The sequence below is a fragment of the Kluyvera genomosp. 1 genome (assembly GCF_001266615.1).
Taxonomy (GTDB): domain Bacteria; phylum Pseudomonadota; class Gammaproteobacteria; order Enterobacterales; family Enterobacteriaceae; genus Kluyvera; species Kluyvera cryocrescens_A.
On sequence record NZ_LGHZ01000021.1, the window covers coordinates 132826 to 157275 of the forward strand.

Annotated in this window: 18 protein-coding genes; 9 read left to right on the forward strand and 9 right to left on the reverse strand. The window is 49.8% G+C overall.

Translation table 11 applies throughout. The features are described from left to right. The first annotated feature begins 7 nt into the window (after window positions 1-7). From KP80_RS13325 to KP80_RS13335, 3 genes are read left to right on the forward strand one after another with little or no spacing between them, the layout of a single operon-like run. Window positions 8-3223, forward strand: a complete 3216-nt coding sequence (locus KP80_RS13325; protein ID WP_052284128.1) for a host specificity protein J — start codon at window positions 8-10, stop codon at window positions 3221-3223. 1 nt (window position 3224) lies between these two features. Beyond that, complete coding sequence (locus KP80_RS13330) at window positions 3225-4190, forward strand: DUF6453 family protein (protein ID WP_052284129.1); 966 nt, start codon at window positions 3225-3227, stop codon at window positions 4188-4190. A gap of 13 nt (window positions 4191-4203) precedes the next feature. Further along, on the forward strand, window positions 4204-6495 hold the full coding sequence (locus KP80_RS13335) for a tail fiber domain-containing protein (RefSeq protein ID WP_052284130.1): 2292 nt from the start codon (window positions 4204-4206) through the stop codon (window positions 6493-6495). A gap of 1152 nt (window positions 6496-7647) precedes the next feature. On the opposite strand, the gene hdeB is transcribed toward KP80_RS13335, so the two are convergent. The 4 genes from hdeB to hdeA all read right to left on the reverse strand — a co-directional run bounded on the left by hdeB (window position 7648) and on the right by hdeA (window position 11025). Next, window positions 7648-7965 carry an acid-activated periplasmic chaperone HdeB gene (hdeB, locus tag KP80_RS13350; protein WP_052284154.1) on the reverse strand — a complete coding sequence of 106 codons (318 nt, stop codon included), beginning with the start codon at window positions 7963-7965 and terminating at the stop codon, window positions 7648-7650. A gap of 195 nt (window positions 7966-8160) precedes the next feature. Continuing rightward, a complete protein-coding gene (gene adiC, locus KP80_RS13355) occupies window positions 8161-9498 on the reverse strand; it encodes an arginine/agmatine antiporter (RefSeq protein ID WP_052284133.1) in 1338 nt (445 codons plus the stop codon). A gap of 112 nt (window positions 9499-9610) precedes the next feature. After that, window positions 9611-10378 (reverse strand): helix-turn-helix domain-containing protein, encoded by a 768-nt coding sequence (locus KP80_RS13360; RefSeq protein ID WP_052284134.1) that lies wholly within the window; start codon window positions 10376-10378, stop codon window positions 9611-9613. A 332-nt stretch (window positions 10379-10710) separates the two neighbouring features. Beyond that, window positions 10711-11025 carry an acid-activated periplasmic chaperone HdeA gene (gene hdeA, locus KP80_RS13365; RefSeq protein ID WP_052284135.1) on the reverse strand — a complete coding sequence of 105 codons (315 nt, stop codon included), beginning with the start codon at window positions 11023-11025 and terminating at the stop codon, window positions 10711-10713. 242 nt (window positions 11026-11267) lie between these two features. Here hdeA and KP80_RS13370 point away from each other — a divergent pair, with 242 nt between their 5' ends. Further along, window positions 11268-11834, forward strand: coding sequence for an HdeD family acid-resistance protein (locus KP80_RS13370; protein WP_052284136.1), 567 nt, complete (start codon window positions 11268-11270; stop codon window positions 11832-11834). 56 nt (window positions 11835-11890) lie between these two features. On the opposite strand, the gene KP80_RS13375 is transcribed toward KP80_RS13370, so the two are convergent. The 3 genes from KP80_RS13375 to KP80_RS13385 all read right to left on the reverse strand — a co-directional run bounded on the left by KP80_RS13375 (window position 11891) and on the right by KP80_RS13385 (window position 15535). Further along, entirely contained in the window at window positions 11891-12421 is a 531-nt protein-coding gene (locus KP80_RS13375; RefSeq protein WP_052284137.1) for a helix-turn-helix transcriptional regulator, read from the reverse strand. A gap of 117 nt (window positions 12422-12538) precedes the next feature. After that, entirely contained in the window at window positions 12539-14806 is a 2268-nt protein-coding gene (gene adiA, locus KP80_RS13380) for an arginine decarboxylase (RefSeq protein WP_052284138.1), read from the reverse strand. Window positions 14807-15136: 330 nt separating this feature from the next. Further along, window positions 15137-15535 (reverse strand): hypothetical protein, encoded by a 399-nt coding sequence (locus tag KP80_RS13385; protein ID WP_052284139.1) that lies wholly within the window; start codon window positions 15533-15535, stop codon window positions 15137-15139. A gap of 407 nt (window positions 15536-15942) precedes the next feature. On the opposite strand from KP80_RS13385, the gene KP80_RS13390 reads away from it, so the two are divergent. From KP80_RS13390 to ansP, 5 genes are all read left to right on the forward strand, one after another. Beyond that, a complete protein-coding gene (locus KP80_RS13390) occupies window positions 15943-17001 on the forward strand; it encodes a BamA/TamA family outer membrane protein (protein WP_231625926.1) in 1059 nt (352 codons plus the stop codon). 31 nt (window positions 17002-17032) lie between these two features. Beyond that, the gene (locus tag KP80_RS13395; RefSeq protein WP_052284140.1) at window positions 17033-17974 is read left to right on the forward strand and encodes a porin family protein; all 942 of its coding nucleotides are present in this window, start codon (window positions 17033-17035) and stop codon (window positions 17972-17974) included. A 239-nt stretch (window positions 17975-18213) separates the two neighbouring features. Beyond that, window positions 18214-19320 carry a DUF4056 domain-containing protein gene (locus KP80_RS13400; protein ID WP_052284141.1) on the forward strand — a complete coding sequence of 369 codons (1107 nt, stop codon included), beginning with the start codon at window positions 18214-18216 and terminating at the stop codon, window positions 19318-19320. Window positions 19321-19491: 171 nt separating this feature from the next. Beyond that, window positions 19492-20085 carry a hypothetical protein gene (locus tag KP80_RS13405; RefSeq protein WP_052284142.1) on the forward strand — a complete coding sequence of 198 codons (594 nt, stop codon included), beginning with the start codon at window positions 19492-19494 and terminating at the stop codon, window positions 20083-20085. A 282-nt stretch (window positions 20086-20367) separates the two neighbouring features. After that, window positions 20368-21810: an L-asparagine permease gene (gene ansP / locus KP80_RS13410; RefSeq protein ID WP_052284143.1), complete on the forward strand. Its 1443-nt coding sequence runs from the start codon at window positions 20368-20370 to the stop codon at window positions 21808-21810. Between the two features lie 69 nt (window positions 21811-21879). Here the strand turns inward: ansP and KP80_RS13415 are convergent, their stop codons facing one another. Together KP80_RS13415 and KP80_RS13420 are read right to left on the reverse strand one after the other, a co-directional pair. Beyond that, window positions 21880-23199, reverse strand: a complete 1320-nt coding sequence (locus tag KP80_RS13415) for an OprD family outer membrane porin (RefSeq protein WP_052284144.1) — start codon at window positions 23197-23199, stop codon at window positions 21880-21882. Between the two features lie 62 nt (window positions 23200-23261). Next, window positions 23262-24050, reverse strand: a complete 789-nt coding sequence (locus KP80_RS13420) for a histidine phosphatase family protein (RefSeq protein WP_052284145.1) — start codon at window positions 24048-24050, stop codon at window positions 23262-23264. Window positions 24051-24450: the final 400 nt, after the last annotated feature.

Below are 24450 nucleotides of genomic sequence, written 5' to 3' on the forward strand. Positions count from 1 at the left end.
GTGAAATATGGTGCCGAAAAGAATCACAGGGCGAAAAGGCGGCGGTTCTAAAAGCCGAACGCCGACGGAGCAACCGGATGATCTCCAGTCTGTCGCAAAGGCAAAATTGCTGGTGGCGCTGGGTGAAGGTGAATTTGCTGGTGGTTTGACCGGAAAAGACATCTACCTTGATGGGACTCCACTGGAGAACGCCGACGGTTCGCAAAACTTTGGCGGTGTGGTCTGGGACTTTCGCCCAGGTACTCAGGCTCAACAATACATCCAGGGGATTCCAGGCTCAGAGAACGAAATCAGCATGGGGGTTGAGATATCCAGTGCTACCGCCTGGACGCGTACTTTCACGAATACGCTGCTTTCTGCTGTGCGCCTGCGCATTAAGTGGCCCTCAATTTACAAGCAAGAGGATGATGGTGATTTGGTGGGATACACCATCAATTACGCCATCGATCTGCAGACTGACGGCGGCTCATGGAGAACCGTTATCGATACTCGGGTATCGGGCAAAACAACCACAGGCTATGAACGAAGCCACCGCATTGATTTACCGCAGGCTGGCAGCACATGGACATTGCGCCTCCGTAAAACTACAGCTGATGCGCACAGTGCCAAAATAGGCGACACCATGACGCTGCAGAGCTACACGGAAGTGATCGACGCAAAATTGCGTTATCCAAGTACCGCGCTGCTCTATATAGAGTTTGATTCGAGTCAGTTTAACGGATCCATTCCGCAGATTTCATGTAAGCCTAGTGGGCGGGTGATCCGCGTGCCGGATAATTACGACCCGGAAACCAGGAACTATCTCGGCACCTGGACCGGTGCGTTTAAATGGGCCTGGACGGATAACCCTGCATGGGTGTTTTACGATCTGGTGCTGAGCGACCGTTTCGGCCTGGGTAATCGCCTGACGGCTGCCAACATCGATAAATGGTCACTCTATGAAGTGGCGCAGTATTGCGACCAGATGGTGCCAGATGGAAAGGGCGGAAGCGGGACTGAGCCACGTTATACCTGCAACGTATATGTGCAGGACCGGAACGACGCTTACACCGTGCTGCGTGATTTCGCGGCTATATTCCGGGGGATGACTTACTGGGGCGGCGATCAGATTGTGGTGTTGGCTGACATGCCGCGGGATATCGATTTTTCCTACACGCGCGCAAACGTGATCGACGGCCTGTTTACCTACGCCAGCAGCACCACCAAAACCCGTTACACCACCGCGCTGGTTTCCTGGTCCGATCCTGACAACGCTTATGCCGACGCCATGGAGCCGGTATTCGAGCAGCAGCTCGTTGCGCGTTACGGTTTTAATCAGTTGGAAATGACCGCGATTGGCTGCACCCGGCAGTCAGAAGCGAACCGCAAAGGGCGCTGGGGGATCCTCACCAACAACAAGGACCGGGTAGTTACCTTCTCCGTCGGTCTGGACGGAAATATTCCGCAGCCTGGTTACATCATCGCGGTCGCTGATGAGCTGCTTTCCGGCAAGGTCACCGGCGGCCGTATTCGTTCGGTTAATGGCCGGGTTATCGAACTGGACCGGATTGCTGATGCCGCTGCTGGTAACCGTCTGATTCTCAACCTTCCATCTGGCGCGGCGCAGAGCCGAACGATTCAGGCGATAAACGGCAACAAGATTACCGTTACAACGGCATTCAGTGAAACGCCGGAGGCGGAATGCGTGTGGGTTGTCGAATCGGATGAACTCTATGCCCAGCAGTATCGGGTGGTCAGCGTGTCTGACAATAATGACGGCACATTTACGATCTCCGGCGCGGCCCATGACCCGGATAAATACGCCCGGATCGACACTGGTGCCATCATTGACCAGCGGCCTGTCAGCGTTATTCCCCCGGGTAATCAGTCAGCGCCGGATGATATCGCGATCGGCAGTTATTCGGTTGTGCAGCAGGGGCTCAGCGTTGAAACCATGCGCGTGACCTGGTCCGTTGTGGATAACGCCATCGCTTATGAGGCGCAGTGGCGCCGCAACGACGGTAACTGGGTGAATGTCCCGCGGAGCTCCACCACGAGCTTTGAGGTTGAATCCATTTATGCCGGGCGCTATCTGGTCCGCGTTCGTGCAATCAACGCGGCGGAGATTTCGTCCGGGTGGGGATACTCGGAAGAGGCAACGCTGACCGGTAAAGTGGGCAACCCACCGAAGCCGGTGGGATTTGCGGCCACGGGCATCAACTGGGGTATTCAGCTTAACTGGGGATTCCCGGCAAATACCGCCGATACACTGAAAACCGAAATTCAGTACACACCAAACAGTGACCAGTCGGATCCGTTGCTGCTTAGCGATGTGCCTTATCCGTCATCCGAATACACCCAACTCGGCCTGAAAGCGGGGCAGGAGTTCTGGTACCGCGCGCAGCTGGTCGATAAAAGCGGGAACGAGTCGGGCTGGACTGATTGGATACGCGGCATGTCGAACGACAACGCTGATGATTACCTGGGCGATATCGCCGGCGATTTCCTGACGTCGAAAGACGGCGACGCGCTGACGAGCCAGATTGATCAGAACATTGAGGGGATTCTACAGGCCGCTCTGGGTGTAAATGCCACCATCGATCACCAGTGGGCGCAGTATGGGGCCATTCGAGCAGACATTCTGATAGTTAAAACAACGATCGCTGACGTTGATAAGGCGATGGCCAAATTGTCTACCACCGTTCAGGCGCAAATCGAAGATGTAACAGCAACGCTGGAAGATAAGCTGACGGCGACCGTTGATGCTGATGGTGCCACTGCCATTCATACCCTTAAAGCGGGGATCAGGATTAATGGTGTGTACTACAGTGCCGGGATGAGTATCGCGGTACTGGCTGAAAACGGTAAGCCGGTTGTCACCCGTATCGGATTCAATGCGAACCAATTTGTTCTGATGAGCGGCGCTGATGATGCTCAATATTCACCGTTTGCGGTAATCAACGGTCAGGTATTTATCAGTAGCGCATTCATTCAGGATGGCACAATTACCAATGCAAAAATTGGTGAATATATTCAGTCAACAAACTATGTCTATGGAATGCTCGGCTGGACAATAAATAAAAATGGTTACGCGGAATTTAATAACGTCACTGTGCGTGGTGCTCTTTATGCATCATCCGGCGCTTTCAGTTTTAACGGTGTGAATAATACAGTTGTGCTGAATGGTAATGGTGTGACTGTTAACCTTCCAAACGGAGGCCGAATCGTTCTCGGTACATGGTAATATGCCAAATGGATTATTTATTGATTTAAATGATGGCCGTCCTATGGCTATTACTGCCGGACTCCGCGCCCCTGTATTTAGTACAGGGGTTGCGGGTGGGTATTATGGTGACGGTAACGAAGTTTCGTATATTGATACACCGGGCTGGAATGGGGGATATGAATCGGTCTATATCCCCGTTGAAACTGTAGCCGCTTATGACGTAGGAAGTGACTTGTACCCAACGGTTGCCTACCTGACCAGTGTAACGCAGGAGTCAGGGCGTTTACGCCTTACCTCCGGCTCATCCAGTGGTCGCCCCAGGCGAAAGAACCTGTGGGGTGGTCAGGTCTGGTTTATCACTCCAGCCAGTCAATCCGGGAATTCTGGTTTACTTATCGAAAGCACGACTGATTTTACTGCAATCCCCACCAACGCCAATCTCGGAAGTTGCGTATGGTATGGCGACGTTAATATAAACGGCGCGTGGAATATTCCTGTTGATGGTTTGGTTTTCGCTTATTGGGATAATCCCAGCGCGGTATTATCGAGAATGGGTAATACGATTTATTGCACTCTCGATCAGAATATTTATGAAGAAACCAGCGGGAATATATGGGTACGTATTGCGATATTTGCGAATGCTGTTCCATATCCCGGCACAGGGCTTAATTATTTTAACGCCGCAGGTCAGTGTACTTTCTCAACAACACGCAAACCATTTGTGATTCAGGGCTTTTTCTATCCCTCTGCTGGCTGGCAGGGAATAGGCGGCATGGTACCGCTTGGCACCTGTGGATGGGCAGTACGTCCTGCCACCAATTCAACCAGCTGGAATATCGTCAGGATGAAAGGGCTGATGATGAGCGGGGGAAGTGTGAAAAGTGGCTTTGGCCGGATTGTCAGGCGCGTGTCGCGGCAAAAATTTGATATTCAGTCTGAGGGCGTGTCGGGTGTGAAGCTCCCCGTCATACCGAACTTTTACTAATCAGGAGTAGGCAATGTCTGCTGGAACAATTTCCATTCAAAATAATACAGCGGCGGTGGCCGGTGATGGAACGGCATTCACCACTGCACTCTCCGCGGGTGATTTTATTGTTATAACCGCTGGTGGTGTGACGTATACGCTGCCAGTGAAATCTATCGAGAGCGACACAGCGCTGACTCTTGCCAGAAGCTACAACGGCCCGGCGGTAACTGCTGGCGCCTGGACGGCGATGCCGCGGGACACTCTGAACCGCATCAGCGGACAAATGGCAGCTGATACATCTTATGCAATCCGCCAGCGTGTTCTTGAAATCGATAACTGGTATCAGCTGCTGGAAGTCAACGGCGACGTCACCATCAAAATGGCCGACGGCTCGAGCTACACAGGGCCTTCCTGGCTCAAGCTGATTGATGTAATGAAAACACTGAAAATTGATGAGCTAATCCCCCTGGCGGAACAGATTCACGCGGATGCTCAGCAGGTAGCAGATGATAAGCCCGTTATCATTCAGGCCAAAGATGATGCACAGGCCGCCGCCGCTGCCGCTGCCGCATCAGAAAATAATGCGGCCGAGTCAGAGACCAACTCTGCAGCGTCGGAAGAAGTAGCTATACAGAAGGCAAAAGAGGCAAAGGAATCAGCAGAGCAGGCCGGGGCATCAAACCCGCTGCTGGCACTGCAAAAGAGTCTGAATCTTTCCGATCTTGCCGACCGCGCAGCGGCCTGGCTCAACGTCCGGCCGATTGGGGCAACGCCTTTGGCAGCCGATGCCGTCAATGATTACGATGCTCCAACGTGGCGACAGGTCAGAAACCTTATCGAGAGCGGCACGGCCGGTCCGACGATGAACGGCGTTATGAACTACCACATAGGCGAGGCGGTAGTATGGGAAACGCGAGCATATTACCCGCCAAACTGTCTGCCTCGTGACGGTCAGTTAGTTAATCGTGCAGACTGGCCTGAACTGTGGGCGTGGGCACAAAAGACCACACCTATCACTGACGCGGCCTGGCTGGCAGATGTAACTAAACGTGGCTCGTATTCAAACGGCAACGGAACAACAACTTTCCGCGTACCTGACTGGAACGGCGTACAACCGGGCTCTATTCCTGGTGTGTTCTTCCGTGGGGGTACTGGTGCGGCCGATATGGTGACGCGTGATTCTGGCTTGCCTAATTTGTCTGGGTTTTTCGGCTTGCATGTGTTTTCTGCTGTAGCTGCTTTGTACGAGGCTTATCCATTCCCTGCTGATTCACCTTTTTTTGCATCAAGGTCTTCAAACACTTTCTATGGTCTTGGAGACCTGAGTGTGCAGACTAACACTGGGGCAAATTACCCTGTTGAGTTCGGTTTTAACGCGGGGCGTCAGTGGTCTGGCTTTGGTCGTGTATCTGGGGAGGTTGCACCGCGCCAAGTATCAGGTGTTTGGCTTGTTCGTGCTTCTGGTGGGTTTGTGGCGGCTAATACGTCGTGGAGCGTTATCGATGGAGATGCAACAGCGCCAGCGGATAACACCATTGTTAGAGGTGGTTCGGTCAAGTCCGAATATTGGGCCACAGGGGCCAGTAAATACACGGCTGAAATAATCGCACAGGCACAATATGGGGCAGCTGTTTCAGTGGCCGTTATCCGGGCAACTAATAAAGTAAACAATGCTACTGCAGACTTTGTATTTGAAACTACCGGAAATATGACTGTCCCAAATAGTGTTGTTTCGAAGCAGGTTGTTTGTAGCGCACTCGGGGCAAATGCCGCCTTAGTTAAAAAACCATCCTCTGCTTCACCAGATAGCACTAACGCAATTTATTATGTTGGAAGCCCTTATCACACCGTGCTTTGCTATAACACCACGGTACCTGGTGCGTATTATAGCCATGCCTGGCGGATGAACTATGATAACGATCCGAATAAAAACATCTGGTGGGAGCTGCGTAGCAGCGGTCAAACATCCTCACCCCAAGGCATTCTGGCCGTTCAGGGTTCTGACGTTAGGATCAAATATGATTTTGTTCCGCCTAAATCTGGTGCGTGGGAAAGAGTTGCTGGTATTGGCATCTGCGAGTTCAAATACAATGGACAAGAAATTCAACAACGTGGTTTCATCGCTCAGCAAATGGGTGAAATTGACCCGACGTATGTGTTTGAGGGTGGAGCAGGTGGAGACGATGACGGTGATAAATTTGAGATTCTTAACGTAAATGACCGCGCAGTAATGGCGGACATGATCACAGTCATTCAGGCACTACAGCAAAAAGTTACGGATCTGGAAAAGATGATGGCAGATATGAAGGCATCTGGTACTTAATGCGTGATTGCAGCAGCCTGCGGTATGCAAGTGCAGGCTGCTGCGGGGCAAGTGTTCATACCGTGGTGCTGGCTGATCGAAGACCAGTATCAGACATACCGTAAACGGAAAACTAAAATATGGGGTGGGCATAAGGTAACTGGTTGAGTTAATGTATTTTATAGTCCGCTCCGTATATAAGACATATCAGAATGAGTCAACTTACTACCGAACAAGTCGCGCTAATAAATTGCAGGTTAAAAGACATTAGCGATACCTGGGCTGACTTGTGGGTCTTTCTTCATCTCGTACCCGTTGGCGTTAGCTGGGCCATCAATCTGCGGTACAGTAACTTTGACGGAAAATACCTTACTCTTGAGGAGAGAGGGCAATTTAAAGAGAAGCTGATTGCGATATCACCCCTTGTCCGTAATCTCATACATGCGCGCAGGGAAAGATACCCTAGTGATATCTATATTTTTCAGAGCCACTCTAACAGGGTCAAATTTCAGGGTAAGCCTGTAACCGTTATTGCGTTCAACCGGGCGTTGAAAGTAGCAGCAAAAGGCGTAACGGATGTGGTAGTGACCAGCAAGAGTGCTCGATGGTAGAGTCAATCTGATTATTGCCTCACTACGCAACTGGAAATGTGAGCGCTTAAGTTGTTGGTATATTAACTGGGGAAAAGTGGCTAACTTATTGAAAAAAGTAGACGTTAAGTACCCTGCATATACCAGTTATAAAAGCTAACTCATTGATTTATAGTTTATTCTCTCCGGTCTTGAAAACCGGCGACCCGAAAGGGTTCTAGAGTTCGAATCTCTACGCTTCCGCCAAATATAAAACCCGAGCAACTAAGTTGCTCGGGTTTTTCGTTTCTGAAGACCTTTCCGTATGCCCATTCGTCTGCTTTAGCCTGTTCAGTATTGTCCAAAAACCACAACGCCGTCCTCTTGTCGTTCAATGCGATGTGTTTATTCATATTCGTTCATACCCGTAACTGCGGTTTCTTCGAGCCTGGCATTACTTAGAGAGCGGTTGAGGTGTGTCGAGGTTTAGCAGGGGAAGGCTTACACCCTTACTGAATATGTAAGGGTGTAAATGAGACAGCTCCGGGGGAACAGGCCGGATGAAAACAAAAGGGGGATATTTTCGTGACTGTCTGTACGGTGGCTATTTTTTCAATTCGTTTTTCACGGTGTCCTTAATATCTTTCAGCGCGCTTTGTGGATGTTTTTTGCAAATTTCTAAGGTGAGTGGCACCGCGGTGGTTTCGGTTTCATCGAAATCGACGTAGTCGCCGCCTTTAAAATCAACATCGTTGTTGAGCATCCAGAACGCGACCGGTGCCATAGTTTGCGGATTGAGGTCGATGAACTCCTGGCAGCTCATATTTTTCGGTGTCAATTCTTTGGCAACGGCGCTAACGCCTGCGGTGGCCAGCAGTGCAGTGGTAAGAATCCCCACCGTGGAGAGTGTAAATTTGTTAATCATAATAAACTCCATAATAAATATTGAGATGCTGATATTGCCGGCAATGTTTCAAATGTCGGCTAGCTAAATAATACTGCGTCAAATAAAAGAGAGCGTTTTGACCAATGAAAATAGCCATAAATGATATTTTCTGGCGCTCATTTTTTTATTTTCTGTTCTTTAGTCAGGGATGATTTATTTCCTTCCGTTCCGCTATGCCTTATCCACTGGGGCATCTAATGGATAGGGATTTTTATGAATCCGGTTGTAGTTAAGCGCGTAGAACGCAGTAATCACCATCAGAGTGACAAATGACCACATCACCTCTTTTGCTCCAGAACCTACAACCGCCCAGATGCAGTAAATAAAAGCGATAAAGGTGATGAAAAGATACAGCGGGCGTGCTTTACCAAAATGCCCGTGGCCAAGCAGCAGCAGTGCTGCACAGGTATAGAGATACGGTACAAGGGTGAAGATCACCGAGACAGAAGAGACCAGTCCAAACTCTTTTGCCGCATTGGGTGAAATGCTGCTGAACTGGAAGATGGTCATCAGTACGCCCACGATAAGCAGTCCGGCAACAGGCGTGCCGGCTTGGTTTACACGAGAGAAAATAGGGGGGAACAGGCCATCGTCGGCTGCCGCTTTCGCCGTTTGGCCTGCCAGCAGGGTCCAGCCACCAAGAGAACCAAGACAACCCGCTGCCGCACAGAACGAGACGATTGCGCCCGCGGTATTGCCGAGCGCCAGGCGGGCGGCATCGCCAAAGGGAGAGGCGGAGAGTCGCAGTGCGGCGTTCGGGATCATCCCCATAATTGCCGTCGTCGAAAGAACGTAACAAACGGCCGCAATCAGCACACCGCCAATGGTGGCGATTGGCACGTTGCGTTTTGGATTTTTCACTACGCCTGCAGCGACTGATGCGCTTTCAACCCCAATAAAGGACCATAGCGTCACGCTGAGCGTACTTTGGATGGCACCAAAGGTGCTAAGACCACTGACGTTCCATGCGGACATATAGGTTTCGCTTTTAAACCAGAACCAACCAAAGAGGGCGATTCCGACGATAGGAATCAGTGCCAGCACGGTGGCGATTGCCTGGACGCGGGTGATCATTTTCGGTCCGACGATGTTCAACAGAACGAATACCCACAGCACGGCCACGCAGGTGAGGGTTAACACCATCGGATCTTTAAGAATGGGGAAGAAGTAGCTTAAATAGCCCACTCCAATTACTACCATGGCGATATTGCCTACCCAGCAGGCAAGCCAGTACAGGACGTTGGTCTGGTAACCGAGAAATGGGCCAAAACAGCGACGGGCATAGGCGTATGAACCGCCGGGGCTGGAATCTAAAGACGACATTTTGGCATACACCATCGATAGCGCCAGTGCGCCAATAATGGTGACAAGCCACCCGTAGATAGCAATCCCGCCGGTTGCAGCCAGATTAGCTGGCAGCAGAAAAACCCCCGAGCCCATGATATTCCCGGAAACCATTAAGGTCACGGGAATGAGGCCCACTTTGTTCGCATCTGCGTCGGTTGACATAATATTTCTCCTGAATTTAATTCGGGGAAATAATAACGTATTGCCGGCGCTATTTTAGCAGGTACAAAGGGGTATATCCGTTGCTGATATTATTCTGGCCAATATCTTAACTTCATTCGGTAGTGAGATATTGTTGTCGATGTTGTGTGACATAATGTAACGGCGTCATGCCGTAAAAAGTCTTGAATACGGAAATGAAATAAGAGGTACTGCGATAACCACACAGTTGAGAAATTTGTGAGATGTTTTTATCTGCAATGAGTAACTGCTGTGCAGCATAGCGCATACGACAATCCGTAATTATCTGGCTGTAGCTGGTTTCCTCACTTTGCAGCTTCTTTTTTAACAGACTAGGGCTCAGGCAGAGCGCGCTAGCGACCAGGCTCAAATTCCACTCTTTTTGAATGTCGCTCTGGATAATCTGGTAAACACTCTCTTTGATACTATTGCGTAGCATTTGCATGATTAGTGCAATAAATCCAGGGTGTTCAAGAAATACAGATAAAACGGTAAAGAGTAATGAGCGAGTGCGCTCAATTTCACACCTATCATTGGTTTCAAGTACGCTGTGTAGTGCTGCTTCGCGGAATACTTCCGGGGTCCGACAATGGCAAGAAATAACGGGGGTTGCCTGTCGTGGCCAAGGAGTGATTTGCGTCAAGTCTCTATTCAGAAATTGTAAGTAATCATTCAGAACAGCACGACTCATATGCGCAACTAGAGCATTATCCAGATAGGTAAAGTCTATAACGTTATTGTTGCAAGCGACGATGTTCAAATGGTTCGCCGGCAATGTGAGTGAGGTATTATTATTAATTTCTACCTTAACATCTTTCTCAGTGAGCACAACAACACAAGGGGCACTGCTATTCAGTCTCATACACGCACTCCAGGAATACGAACAAAAATACCTCAAAAAAATTTAAGGATATTGAGGTTAAAGGTTAATTGTATGATGAATCAAAAGAAGGCATAAAATACACTAAGTTATGATAATGGCAATTGTGATAAGGAAATTAATGGTGTAAATTTTTTTTGCCACAAGTGGAAAGCGATAATGAGCAGCCCGGGGAAGGAAGGGTATTGGGGAAATAGGTTAAAATTTCTAATTTTAAATTTCATCAGCAGGGGTGATAAACTTAATGTACCAAATGCTCACCCCTGTTGATAGACTCGTTAAGTCAGTTCAGATATTAACGCGAATTTTATCCATTAGATATGCTTTTTAAACTTGTCCCATTCGTTTTTTACCTTGTCCTTGAAGCTGGCTTTATGATTCGCGGTGCAGGCCTGCACAATGGCCGGAGTGACGGTTTCAATCCCTTTAATGTCCATCACGGCATCTTCTGGTTTATCTTTGTTGTTCAGGGCTTCCGCAAAACCCACAGCGGTAGGCTGGAAAGTGGAATCCAGTGCCAGAAAATCTTCACAGGTCCAATTATTCACCGGTTTTGAGTTTTCAGCGGCTTGGCTCAGCGTTGGGATCAACAGTAGGCTACCGAGAATAATACCGGATACTTTCTTCATGATGACATCCTCAATAATACAGTTAATGTGACGAGATGATTATATCACTGACGACACTGAGCGCTAGCGGTAATAGTATTGATATAGATATTGTTAAATAATAAAAGCCATTAAAAAACAATTGGTTGATTTGTTTTTAAGAATCTTATGTCAGAAATTTTTATTAAACTTTATTTATCCAGTAGCCTTTTTTGCGGTAAATTCAAACTGTGATTTAGTTGTTTTAATCTATGGAGTTGAATATGTTAAATATAAATCAGGAAGTTATGGCTAGATTGGATGCGAAGGTTCTCGAGAAACAAAGAAATCTGCTCAGGTTTATTGCTATTTTGATGTTTATATCTGGGGTCCTATTCATTACGTTTCCCTTTATATCTGGGGATATTCTCGCCATGATCCTTGGCGTGGTGTTGATCTGTAGCAGTATCGCCTATTTGGCAATAATGATTAAAAACCGGGTGCGTAATTTTTGGCCTGTCATCTCTGGGCTGCTGATTTGTCTTGCCTATGTCGTCATGGGGTGCCTATTTATCGGCGCGCCGGAGTTTGGTTTGTTTACAATAGGCACTTTCCTTGCCTGTCTCTTCGCCCTGGGTGGAATCATCCGTATTATGGACTGGTTCCATCATCGTACAACTAAGGGGCGCTGGATTCAGGTTCTTATCGGCATGCTTGATTTACTCATCGCCTGGTGTTTTATCAATGCCGCACCGCAAACATCGATAATGATGGTTTCGCTGGTGGTGGGTATTGAACTTATCGTGAGTGCATTGAGTTGTTGGTCGCTTGGGCGTTTATTTAGCAAATAATGACGAAATGATATGCGATCTACCCGTGTGGGTAGATCGTATAAGGCAAATAGTATTTAGAAGTATGGGGAGATACTGAGCGTCGCAATATCACTCATTCTGCGGAGTTTTAGCTTGAGCATGATATTAAATTTCTGGCTGCGCAGTGTACTTTCGGAAATTTTCAATGCAGAGGCAATATCATGGTTCTCTTCCTCATGCAAAACATGGCTGACAATTTTCAATTGATTATGTGAAAAACCTATTTTGGGTTTGCAGTAGGATATTTCGGTCGACGTCATGAGAGAGGGCCAGTTTGCCAGTGGTATTCTCCGGTTAACAAAGAGTATTGCCGCACGACATTTTATTCGACTGATATGGAAAGGCGCTAACACGATAATACGTTCGACGTTGAGCATCTCGATGATTCTGACTGCATTATCGTCAATTACATTATTATGATAAACATCGATAATTACTTTTGTTGTGGAATCCGTCACCTGTTGACGGATATCTACCATTTTGTCTATTCTGATGACATTTTCATTAGTGAACAAATGCGTCACCCCCTGGAACAGGAATTCATCTTTGGTGACCATTAAAATCATAAACTACCTCCATGACTGAAAAAAGCGCGGAGCGACCCCGCGCAAAAGTGAGACTCAGGATTTAAATTGACGACTGCTTCCGGGCTTTTCGTTTCCGGCTCAAAACTGTTGATTATTTCAGGCTTTGATACACATCACGTGATACATACCATCAATAATTTCCGTCCCTTCCGTTTCATGTTCGAACCCTGGGAATTCATGATCCCAGGACTGCAATGCGCGCAGATAGGCAATTTGTGGGCTGCTGTTGTCACCAAAGTTTTCACCGGAGAGCAGCATCGGAATACCCGGTGGATAAGGAATCACGGAGTTGGCAGCGGTGCGTTTTTGTAGTCCGTCAATCGCCACCATTTCGACGTTGTCGGAGACAATGGCCTGGTAGGCATCGCGCGGCGTCATCATTGCTTCTGGGAGTGAAGCGTAGGCGGCATTCAGACTGGCCCCCGGATTGTTGGTTTTCAGCCAGGTAAACATCTTATCGCCTAAATCATGTACCCCCATTGCAGCATAGGTTTTTGGATACCGTTCGGTAAGTTCTGGCATAACCTGTGACAGTGGGGCATTGCTATCGTAATGGCGCTTAAAGGAACACAGTGTGTTAATCAGCGTGCCCCATTTCCCACGGGTAATCCCCATTGAAAAGAGGAACATTATCTGGAAGTCGGTAGTGCGTGTCGGCACGATACCGTGACGGCCAAGCCAGGCGGTGACCAGCGCGGCCGGTACGCCGCTTTCCAGCAGGTTGCCGTCATCACCCATTCCCGGGGCCAAAATACTGACTTTAATAGGGTCCAGCATGCTCCAGTTATCCGGCAGATCTTTAAAACCGTGCCAGCGTTCATCTGGACGCATAATCCAGCAGTTCTGATCGTGGCTCAGCAGTTCAGCAGGCGCATCCGCAAAGGCTATTTCTTTGCCGTTTTGCGGGTCGATAACCGTCTCTTTGTTCCATGGCTTAAAGAACCAATCGTTGTTTTCGCTAAACTCGCGATACAGACGCGCCATCGCCTGACGGAAATCGACCGCTTCATCAATAACTTCCTGGGTCAGCGACAGACCGCTATTGCCATCCATCATGGAAACGGCGATGTCATTTGATGCGCAGATGGCGTACAGCGGCGATGTCGTGGCGTGCATCATATAGGCTTGATTGAAGCGCGAGAAGTTCACCGCGCCACGGCCCTCACGAACATGAATATAGGATGCCTGGGACAGCGCATTGAGCAATTTATGGGTGGAATGGGTCGCGAATACAGTGGGGCCGGTATGGTCGCCAGGGTTGCCGCGCATAGCGTAGTGATCGCGATATACCGGGTTGAAACGTGCGTAACCGTACCAGGCCTCGTCAAAATGAATGCGATCGCTGGTTTTTTCCAGCAATGCTTGCGCATTTTTGGCGTTATAGCACACGCCATCGTAGGTGCAGTTGGTCACCACGCTGTAAGACGGTTTATGTGCCGCATATTCGTGGGTGAGTGGGCTGGTACGGATTTTTTCCTGCAGCGCTTCCGGCTGCATTTCCTGCGGGTAGATTGGCCCAATAATGCCGTAGCGATTTCGGCTGGGTACCATGTAGACCGGTTTTGCGCCGGTGAGGATCAGACCCTGCTCAATGGACTTATGGCAGTTACGGTCAATCACCACCACGTCATCATCGGTCATACAGGCCTGCATAATGGTGCGGTTTGAGCCGGAAGTCCCGACCACCACTGACCAGGAGCGATCGGCACCAAACACTCGCGCCGCATTTTTTTCGCTCTCGCCAAATGCGCCAGTATGATCCAGCAAAGAACCTAAAGAGGCACGCTCGATCCCCATGTCGGTACGGAATAGGTTTTCACCATAGTAATCATGATACAGCCTCCCCGCTGGCGTTTTGGTAAAGCCGACACCGCCCTGGTGGCCTGGCGCTGCCCACGAGTACTCATGAATATCGTTATATTTCACCAGAGCCGAGAACAGCGGCGGCAGCATTTGCTGACGATAACGATTCATCGCGGCAACGGCACGTCCGGCGATAAAGTCGGCGGAATCCTCCAGAATCCAGGCAAACTCATCGATAAGCTCCATGAGCTGCGGGTCAATCAGCGCAGTGGCTTTTTCACGCTCACCCAGCAGAAATACCGGCACGCCCTGCTGACGCTCGCGAAGCTTATCGAGCAGTTGGCGCACGCGCTGATGCTCATCTTTCTCTTCCATTTGGTAGCTAAACATCAGGCAGTCAATGGCTTCATTGGCCGCGACGATGGCGTAACCGTCATCGAGCGAGGTGGATTGCATCACCTCCATACCCTGGCGGCTGAGCGCCTGTACCAGGCGATTCACAGCGGCACCGACCCAGGTATCCTGATGTAGAAATTCGCTCTCAACAATTAGTATTCTCATCTCGTTAATCTCTTGGTTGTAGTGGAACGCGGTAAGTAATACGCCAGAGAAAAAACGGAGTAAATGCGGGCTGGGGGGATATCGACAGAGCAATTATTTTTATGGCTGATTCTGATATCTATGGTGAAAAATGATATTTCTAGCCTAATAGCCATCCTTACTCTGATCACAAATGCCTAACCGACCGTGTATTCGTTGTGCCAGGACTTCACGCCAAAAATTTATGGTGCTACATGAACGACCAAAGTGAAAGAAGCGCTGCGCGAGCGGTAATGAAAATACGGTATGCCGATGAATGATAGATGCGCTCTGGTTCAGATACTGGGGCGCTTATCTTTTTTCCAGTTGCTGAAATAATAATGCTAATGAATTATTCAGCGCATTAAGGCCCGGCTGATTTGCTTTGTTGGCATAAAAATCATTCATTAGCCGTATTTTTTCCATTTGAGTTAGCGCATGGCATGAGCGGCTAATAGGGCTGTCACTGGAAAATAAATCATCAATATTGTTGATCTTAAACTGTGTCTTCTTGATATAACAGATGATCTTATCGATGTGATAGCCATTGATTTGATGTGCCGAATGAATATCGGTAAGGTTGACATCTTCAGGGTTAATGTCTTTTGTAACAGTTAGTTGTAGGCTCTCTATTGCCGAGAGTATATCGATAGTTCCGATGGCGTGAGGCGTCAGGTTACCGGAGAGAATGAGAGTGTGTAATTTACGCATGAATAACCAATTTAAATAAACGGGGCATGATTTTATTAATATTTTATATGTTTCGGCAAAGGTCGGTTTGTTTAAATAAAAATATCTCCACTTGCCTGGTGATAACGTATTGTTTGTAAGCTACCATGCACGCCGAATTACCATTGGGGAGCGATGGTCTATCACTTGAATTGATCGAATGCTGGTCTAAGCTGAAATAAACGCGATCGGTAAACATTATTTCACACTAAACAAACAATAATTTTCTTTGCCTGGTGAAAGTTATGCATAGGGATGAATCCCGCTGTTGTTCGCCCATTATTTCCTCTATCGGGTGCATTGCTGTGAGCGGGCGCGCTTTGTATGCCCGGCGGTGTATCGCGGCGCTTATTCTGGCCTTAGTATGCGGGCGTGCGGAGTCCGCCAGTATGATCGACCCGGAAGACGGCATGCTGGATATGAGCCATTTTCTTCAGGACAACCCCTACGGATTCCTGCCGGTACCGGTTGTCATCACTGAACCTGCCGTGGGCTACGGCGGCGGTCTATTTGGGCTGTTTTTGCACGGCAAAGGCAGCCGGGAGAACGGGCGCTACATTCCTCCGGCGATCAGCGCCTTCGGCGGCGGCGCGACGCAAAATGGCAGCTGGTTTGTCGGTGGTGGCCATCGGCGAACCTGGTTGAACGATAGCATCCGGTATTTTGTGGCGGGGGGCTACGCCGATATCAATCTGGACATCTATACCGGCGATGTTATCGGCTTTGGTCATAATAAAGCGATTGAGACCCAAACCCAGGGATACGGTGGGACGCAAAAATTACTGTTTCGCGTGGGCGATACGCCGGTGTTTCTTGGCGCCTCACAGTTTTGGGCAAGGATGGATATCTCTGCGCAGAATAACCCGCTGGTAGACCGCGTCTGGCGGCGTCTGTTGGGGGAAAATAGCACTTCATCGGCTTTAGGGCTGGTTGCGGAATACGACACGACCGACAATTTATTTTGGCCGGAGCGCGGTGTTTCGCTGAAAGGGGAATACCAGTTCTACGGTCAGATGCTGGGGGGCGATTTCCGTTACGACCTGCTGACGCTTGATGGCAAAGTCTTTGTGCCCCTCAGCGCGGACTGGACACTCTCGCTTGCCGGTAACTATCAAACCTTATCGCAGCAGGACTCGCACCTGCCGCCGATGGCACGTCCCTATATCGATCTTCGGGGAATCTCTCGCTATCGCTATCAGGGAAACGACGTCAGCACCGTACAAACGCAGCTAGCCTGGAAGGTCACTCCGCGCTGGATTGTGCAGGGATTTGTTGGCGCAGGCAGTGCCGCAAACAGCACCGATGATCTTTATCACTCCGCCGAGGTGGCATGGGGAACGGGCTTTCGCTACCTGATTGCACGTGAATATGGGCTACGTACCGGTATTGATGTTGCCTTTAGCGAACACGAACAGGCGCTTTACTTTAATGTTGGCTCTGGTCTGTAACTAACCGCAGAACCTGATGGGGAAGAGATTGATGAGATGGATTAAAACCGTCGTGCCGCTGCTGCTCATTTCCGGTATTGCTCACGCTGAGGATACCAGTGAGGAGCGTACGTTTCCTATCTGGGGGGACGAGGCGCGAGCGCGAGGGTACGCCATTCCATTGCCTTTTGGCGTTAACCTGAACTACATGAACATGCGGCAGAATATCGATGTCGATAGCATTAGTTTTTCGGGGCTGGCGCTCGGCAATCATCCCATTCCCACCGATATGTTTAATATCGATGCCGGACATACCCGTGAGCAAAGTAAGACCGAAACGCTGCGACTCGATATGTGGGTGTTCCCCTTCCTGAATGTGTATGGGCTGGTTGGGCATTCCCGAGGATCGTCCGTCTCAAACGTCTCCGTTGACGCCGATCCTTCACGCTACTCGGGGATCGACCGCCTGATTGCCGGTTCGGTGCATCGTCTGTATGAAAACGGCTCGTTGCAAAATATTGATTTTACCCTCGACTTCAAAGGCACGACCTGGGGCACGGGCGTTACGCTGGCCGGCGGTTACGACAACTGGTTCACGCTGGTTGATACCAACTACACCCGGACAGATTTCGATATTTTAGATGGCAAAATTTCGGCGCTGACCGTTTCCCCACGCGTAGGCTATCGTTTCAATTTACAAGGGCTGTGGGGGCCATCGCACCTGAGCGTGTGGTTGGGCAGCATGTACCAGAATGTGCAACAGGAATTTAAAGGCAGCCTTGCCGATCTCAGTATGCCCGCTTCGTTACAGCCGCTTATCGATGCGGTGAATCAGAGCGGGGAAGGGCGCTTTGCGGTCAAACAGCGACTTACCTCGCCATGGAACTTGCTGGTGGGCGCGCAGTATGAAATGACACCGCACTTTAACCTACTGACAGAAATCGGATTTAATGAGCGAAATAGCTTTTTTGTCGCCGGTGAATATCGCTTCTGATGAACGCCTATCGCAGCGTACTGGTAGTGGCAATGCCCGCCAACATCGATGAACCGCATCCGGGGGATACTTTTCCCGCTATCATGCCCCTTCTTCGTTGCACCCGGTGGGGGCGACGGCGAGTCTCCACTGCGATGCCCGTGACGTGATAACGCAGCCCGAACTCGGGCAATTGTTCAAAGCGGAATTGTGGCAAAGAGAGCGCTGGGTTTTATTTTCAGGTCGCGGAGGCCTTCTGAATGGCAAAGTGGTGGGTGTTTTTGATACTGGCGACGGCCTCTGTACGGGCTGATGATCATCTCTTCCCAATCCAGCAAGCTGAACGGCTCTCGTCGGTCGCTGGCCGACTTTCGGCCCCCGAGTCGCTGCGCCCGTGCTGTGCATTTGGCTACGACCTTCACGTCCGGGCGATAGGGGTACCGATACCTCTCTATCAAATCGGCAATGTGCTAACCCTTGAGACGCTTGGCCATCATCAATATAACGACAGCGCGCTGGGCGCGGTGAAAAACCTGGTCGGGCTCAGCGAAGAACAGAATGGGCTTATCTACACCCACCGCGGCGGGTTTATCGATATTGCCCACGTCCGCGATACTGCGGATAACACCTTATTTATCTTTAGCCAGTTGTATCCCAAGCTGGGCCAGCGCTGGCGTGACTTTTACAGCAATGAGCTTGGCGTTCGGCGTTTGCAGTTTCACGCCTTTAATCCGCCCGCATCGATGACGCAGCGTTATACGCTGGCAGCCTGGATGTCGGGCTACATCGCGTTTCAGCTGGCGCAGTGGCATGAAATTGCCCAGTGGTATGGTTTTCAATCGGTGCCCGGTTTTTCCGAAGAGATTTCGGCATTTTCACCGGAAGATCTCTACTCAAACCTACTGGGCGCGCGGCTTGCTATCACGGTGATCTTGCAGGGCAAGGCCGGTTCGTTGGAAGCCTATAACGACGCGATGACCGCCGAGCTGTCACGAGCGCTGCTCGCGCTGGATGTCGCCACCAAAAGTGAAACGGAGAACAAGTTTCGCGAGCTGGACGGTGATTGGTGGAACAGTAAACGCCGAGTGCCGGACAAATTTCTGGTGCTCAAGCGAAACTACAGTCTGGATAATAATCGCCTGCCGACGCCTGTCGCCTTTGAGAAAACGCCACCCTATCAGATAACGTTTCCTGCGGTGGTGATGGGGTATCAGTTATCTCATCTGGCAGAACTGCAAATTTATCCCGGTGATGCAATGCAGCGGCTGCCGGCCCCCACATCATTTTACACTTCGTCACAATTTCAAACGTTAGCGGATAAAGCTCAGGCCGCTGATAAAGTTCAGCTTGAAAGGATACAGAAATAAAATAGTATCGGAGGGGTGATTATTTATCATCTTTTATACGGGCCTTTTTTGCTGCGTAATTTCATAGCAGCAAGAAAGGTTAAATATCACTTATTATGTGGCACATAAGGACAAGTTGAAGGGCGGGGTTCAGGGTAGAATACCCGTTTATTAAAACGCTGTGATTTTTTTATGATTTTAATTAATTTACTTTTGCGCATAATCCTTTTTTCTCTGGCTGTCGTGGCCGCTGTACTGTGCCTGCATGTTGATGTCAATATCCTAAAAGATGGCCTGTCTGAAACCTCATTTACCGAAATAGTCCAGGAGTCAATTCTCCTCATTATTGTTTTGGTTCATCTTATCCGTGCCCGTAAAGATAGCACCATGAGACAGTGTAACGTCTTGATTGCAGGCTTTTTCATGGCCATGCTGATTCGTGAGTTGGACGCCGTTTTTGACCTCGTGCGCCACGGGAGCTGGGTCTGGTTTGCGCTGTTGGTGAGCGTGGTGAGCATTATTTATGCGCTGCGTAATCCGTCCCGCGTCGCACAGCAGCTTATTGCTTATGCAAGTACGCCATCCTATGGTGTGATGGTTTCAGGGTTACTGACCATCCTGATTTTTTCCCGACTTTTTGGGATGTCAATTCTTTGGCAATCCATTTTGCAAGACGGCTACGCCCGAATTGTCAAAAATATGGTTGAAGAGGGCGTAGAGCTATTTGGCTATATCGTTTGCTTAGGCGCATCGATTAATTTACTAGGCGGTAAGCGTTCTTCCTGAATAGGAATAATTACTTCCTCCTTGCGGAATAAAATATTCAATCGCAGATGCACTAAATAAACGTTGATATTGAAAGTGATAGCGGCTCTTTTGAGGGCCGCTTTTTTTATGCCGGTTAGGCAATCGTTTGTTTTGCGCCGCTTATTAATTGCAGGTAGGATGCTCCGCGGCGGTTTTATCCCTACATAGAATGACGGGAAAAACCCTGTGGCCGTTGCGGACAGTCGTTCCTTCGCGCACGGCCATCAGTATTCCTTTAATCAGACAGGTAACAGGGAAACGATGGAAACACAAAACACAAAGGCTGCGGAGCAACACGCGGCAAAACGGCGCTGGCTTAATGCCCACGAAGAGGGCTACCACAAAGCGATGGGTAACCGACAGGTGCAGATGATCGCCATCGGCGGCGCGATTGGTACCGGGCTGTTCCTCGGTGCCGGTGCTCGCTTACAAATGGCGGGTCCAGCGCTGGCTCTGGTGTATCTGGTTTGCGGTATCTTCTCCTTCTTTATTCTGCGCGCACTGGGCGAGTTGGTTCTACACCGTCCTTCTAGCGGCAGCTTTGTCTCCTATGCTCGCGAGTTCCTCGGCGAAAAGGCTGCCTACGTGGCGGGCTGGATGTACTTCGTCAACTGGGCGATGACCGGCATTGTCGATATCACCGCCGTGGCGCTGTATATGCATTATTGGGGTGCTTTTGGTGATGTGCCTCAGTGGGTCTTCGCTCTGGGAGCACTGGCGATTGTCGGCACCATGAACATGATCGGCGTGAAGTGGTTTGCCGAAATGGAATTCTGGTTTGCGCTGGTGAAAGTGCTGGCTATCGTGGTGTTCCTCGTGGTCGGTACCGTTTATCTGGGCAGCGGTAAACCGCTGGATGGTAACGCTACTGGGTTCCACTTAATCACCGATAACGGCGGTTTCTTCCCGCACGGCCTGCTGCCTGCTTTGGTACTGGTTCAGGGCGTGGTGTTTGCCTTTGCCTCTATTGAGCTGGTGGGGACCGCTGCCGGTGAATGTAAAGACCCGCAGACCATGGTGCCGAAAGCGATTAACAGCGTTATCTGGCGTATTGGCCTGTTCTACGTCGGCTCGGTCGTACTGCTGGTACTGCTGCTGCCGTGGACGGCCTATCAGGCAGGGCAGAGTCCGTTCGTGACTTTCTTCTCGAAGCTGGGCGTACCCTATATCGGCAGCATCATGAACATCGTGGTACTGACCGCCGCACTCTCCAGCCTCAACTCCGGACTCTACTGCACCGGGCGTATTTTACGCTCGATGGCGATGGGCGGTTCCGCGCCTAAGTTCATGAGCAAAATGAGCCGTCAGCATGTGCCTTATGCGGGCATCATGGCAACGCTGGTCGTTTATGTGGTGGGGGTGTTCCTCAACTATCTGGTGCCATCACAGGTGTTTGAGATCGTGCTGAACTTCGCCTCGCTGGGGATTATCGCATCCTGGGGCTTCATCATGATCTGCCAGCTGCGTCTGCGCAAAGCCATCAAAGAAGGTCAGGCCGCTGATGTTAGCTTCAAACTGCCGGGAGCACCGTTCACGTCATGGCTAACGCTGCTGTTCCTGCTGAGTGTGCTGGTACTGATGGCGTTTGACTATCCGAACGGGACTTTCACCATCGCCTCTCTGCCGTTGATTGCCATTCTGCTGGTGGCGGGCTGGTACGGCGTGCGTAAGCGCGTAGCGGAAATTCACCGCACCGCACCGTAACCCTCAGCCCGGAGAGTATGCTCTCCGGGCTGTCTTTCTACGCCATTCCTGTCGTGCTATACGCCATCCTTAAAACATCTTGAACCGATATTCGATAATCGCCTCTGAGGAGAGCGTATGCGTGCGGGTGTAGTGTCCATCGGTCAATACCGGCGTCTTTCCGCTCATTTTATAAGACCAGCCAGGGCCAAACATCAACCACACGGTTAGGTTTTTCATCGGTGCCGCCGACGGCGTCCAGCGAGTAAAGGCGTTGATTTCGCCGCTACGCACGTGGTTATCCTTGTAATTGAACTGCGCGATATTGCCAGCAAGTCCTACCGCCAGATCTGGCGTCAGCTTGTATTCTGAGATATTGGCCAGCACCAGCTCACCGTCGCGCATATAGTCATCGCCAGCATAGGCCATCGAAATAAAGGTCCCGCGTGAGTTTTTACTCATGTGACGTGGATAAAAACCGACTTCGTTCTCTTTTTTAGCGCTGGTATAGCCGACGCCCAATTTGCTGCTCCAGCGCTCGGCCTGCCACAGTGCGTCGATGGCGAAGTGCCAGGCATTGTTATCGAAATCACGCTTACTGGCGGGCATCGCCAGATACTCATCTAACGCGTGGGTGGCGTAGATTTGCGTGCCGAGGGTCAGGCGTTCAATAGGTCTGAGCTTGGTGAACAGCAGGTGGCGGCGCAGATAGTTTGCGCTCTCACCGTAGCCGTACTGGGCGTCAAATTGGCGGCTTTGCCACAGCACCTCTCCGCTGGTGAGATGGTCAATCTTTGCGCCGGTATTGGTCTGAAACTGCTTTTTGTCCGGCGAATTACGGTCCATTGAGTTTTCGACATAGGCGCCGCGTAGGGTAAGACCGCCATAGTTTACGCCGCCGCTTACCCCCGAATAGGTGGTAGGGGAGAGTCGCGTTGAGGTGGAAATGACCCCGTAGTTTTTGAGCACCTGCCAGCCCCAGCGCGCATCGAGGTGGGTATCAGCGAGTGTGTACTTGAGTTTAATATTGCGTTGGCCGAACTTTGAAAAGCCTTCAGCATTGCTTTTCTTGTTGCCATCACCGTTGTTATACAGCACGCCGCGTGAGTTGAAATAGTCGCTGGCCCCGAGTTTTACCGCACCGTAGTACACGGCATCAAATCCGATGAAATCGGCGAAATAACCGGACTGATAATCAACGGCAACCCCCTGGCCCCAGGCGTTATGAACATGTTTGGGGTTGGCATTTTCTTCTTTCAGGTATTTCCAGTAGTTCTTCAATGATAAAGTCATCGAAGAATCACTAAATAATGGATTGGCCAGAAAACTATTTTCTTCCTGATTGCTTGCCCATACCGATGTGTGACATCCCAGCAATAATATTGCCGTCGCTATTTTATTTATTTTCATGAGCTATCCCAGAATAGGGCCGTAGCCAATTAATTAGCGCCTGGCCCCAAAATTAAGATGAATTACTGTTGCGCGAGTTTCTCTTTACCGGCTTCAACGTATTTCAGGGTGCCAATTTCAGGCACTGAATACTGACCGTCTTTATAGGTTATTTTAACGACGGCGGCATTGGCGAGAGGCTTATTTCGCTCTGCAGAAGAGGTTAAATCTGAGATCATGATTTGCATCGAGGTGCCGGAGGAAATCGCTAATACATTCTTATCGCCGTTGGCTTTTGCCTGTTCGACGATGGTGGCGAGGGCGGCCTGGGTACGTTTTTTGACCTGCGCATAGTTCTCCGCCAATCCTTTGGTATCAGCCTTGGCCAACGCATTCTGCGAATCTTCGACTGACAGCGTGCCCGCCTTCATGGCGCTAAACAGCGCGGCGCTATCGGCAAGCCCTAACGCTTTCGCCCCAGCCTGAGCCATGTCTTTATTAAAACCGCCTTCGAAGCCACCAAAGAAGGCTTCACGCAGCCCTGGTAGTTCGTTGAGATGGTAGTTTGTCACCCCCATTTGCTGAGTAATCACCGCCATAGTTTCCCGCTGACGTCCAGCGTCGCTGGAGTAGTAACGGTCAAAATGAATCTCTTTTAAACCTTCGCCCAAATAGCGTGCAACGCGGATACCGTCCTGCGTCAGCGGCGTATCGGCCCACCCCTGAACGCGGTCAAAGGTATTAAACAGCGTTTTGCCATGGCGGGCGAAATAGATATTGATGGTGTCATCGTGAACTGAGGGTGCGGGTTCTGCGGCTGAACAGGTCATCGCACCTGTCAGTACCAGCAAACCCATTAATAACTTCTTCATCAGATTTCCTTTTTATTTTTGCTATAAAAACAAAAAACCCGCATCCCTTTCCGACGGTGCTATTAGCATTATCGGAACGTGATGCAGGTTTTGCCTGTTATATACAGTAACAATCCAGTTTTCCGGCAAGATATCAGCAACGGAAATTAATGACATCAAATTTTAAGAATAAAGGATGATATCTGTGATCTCCTTCATATATTAATTAGACTCTACTAATTAAGGGGTAGTAACGTCGGTAAAGTAAAATAAGTGCGGTGAGAGAACGGTACTTTCATATTTCATTTTTAGATTTGGGTCACATAGAGGTGAATTTCATCTGGACTCGAAGGGGGAGAGCGGGTAATTTTGCAATCTCTATCAGGATTGCTACTGAATAAGGCAAAACCTAAGACATTCG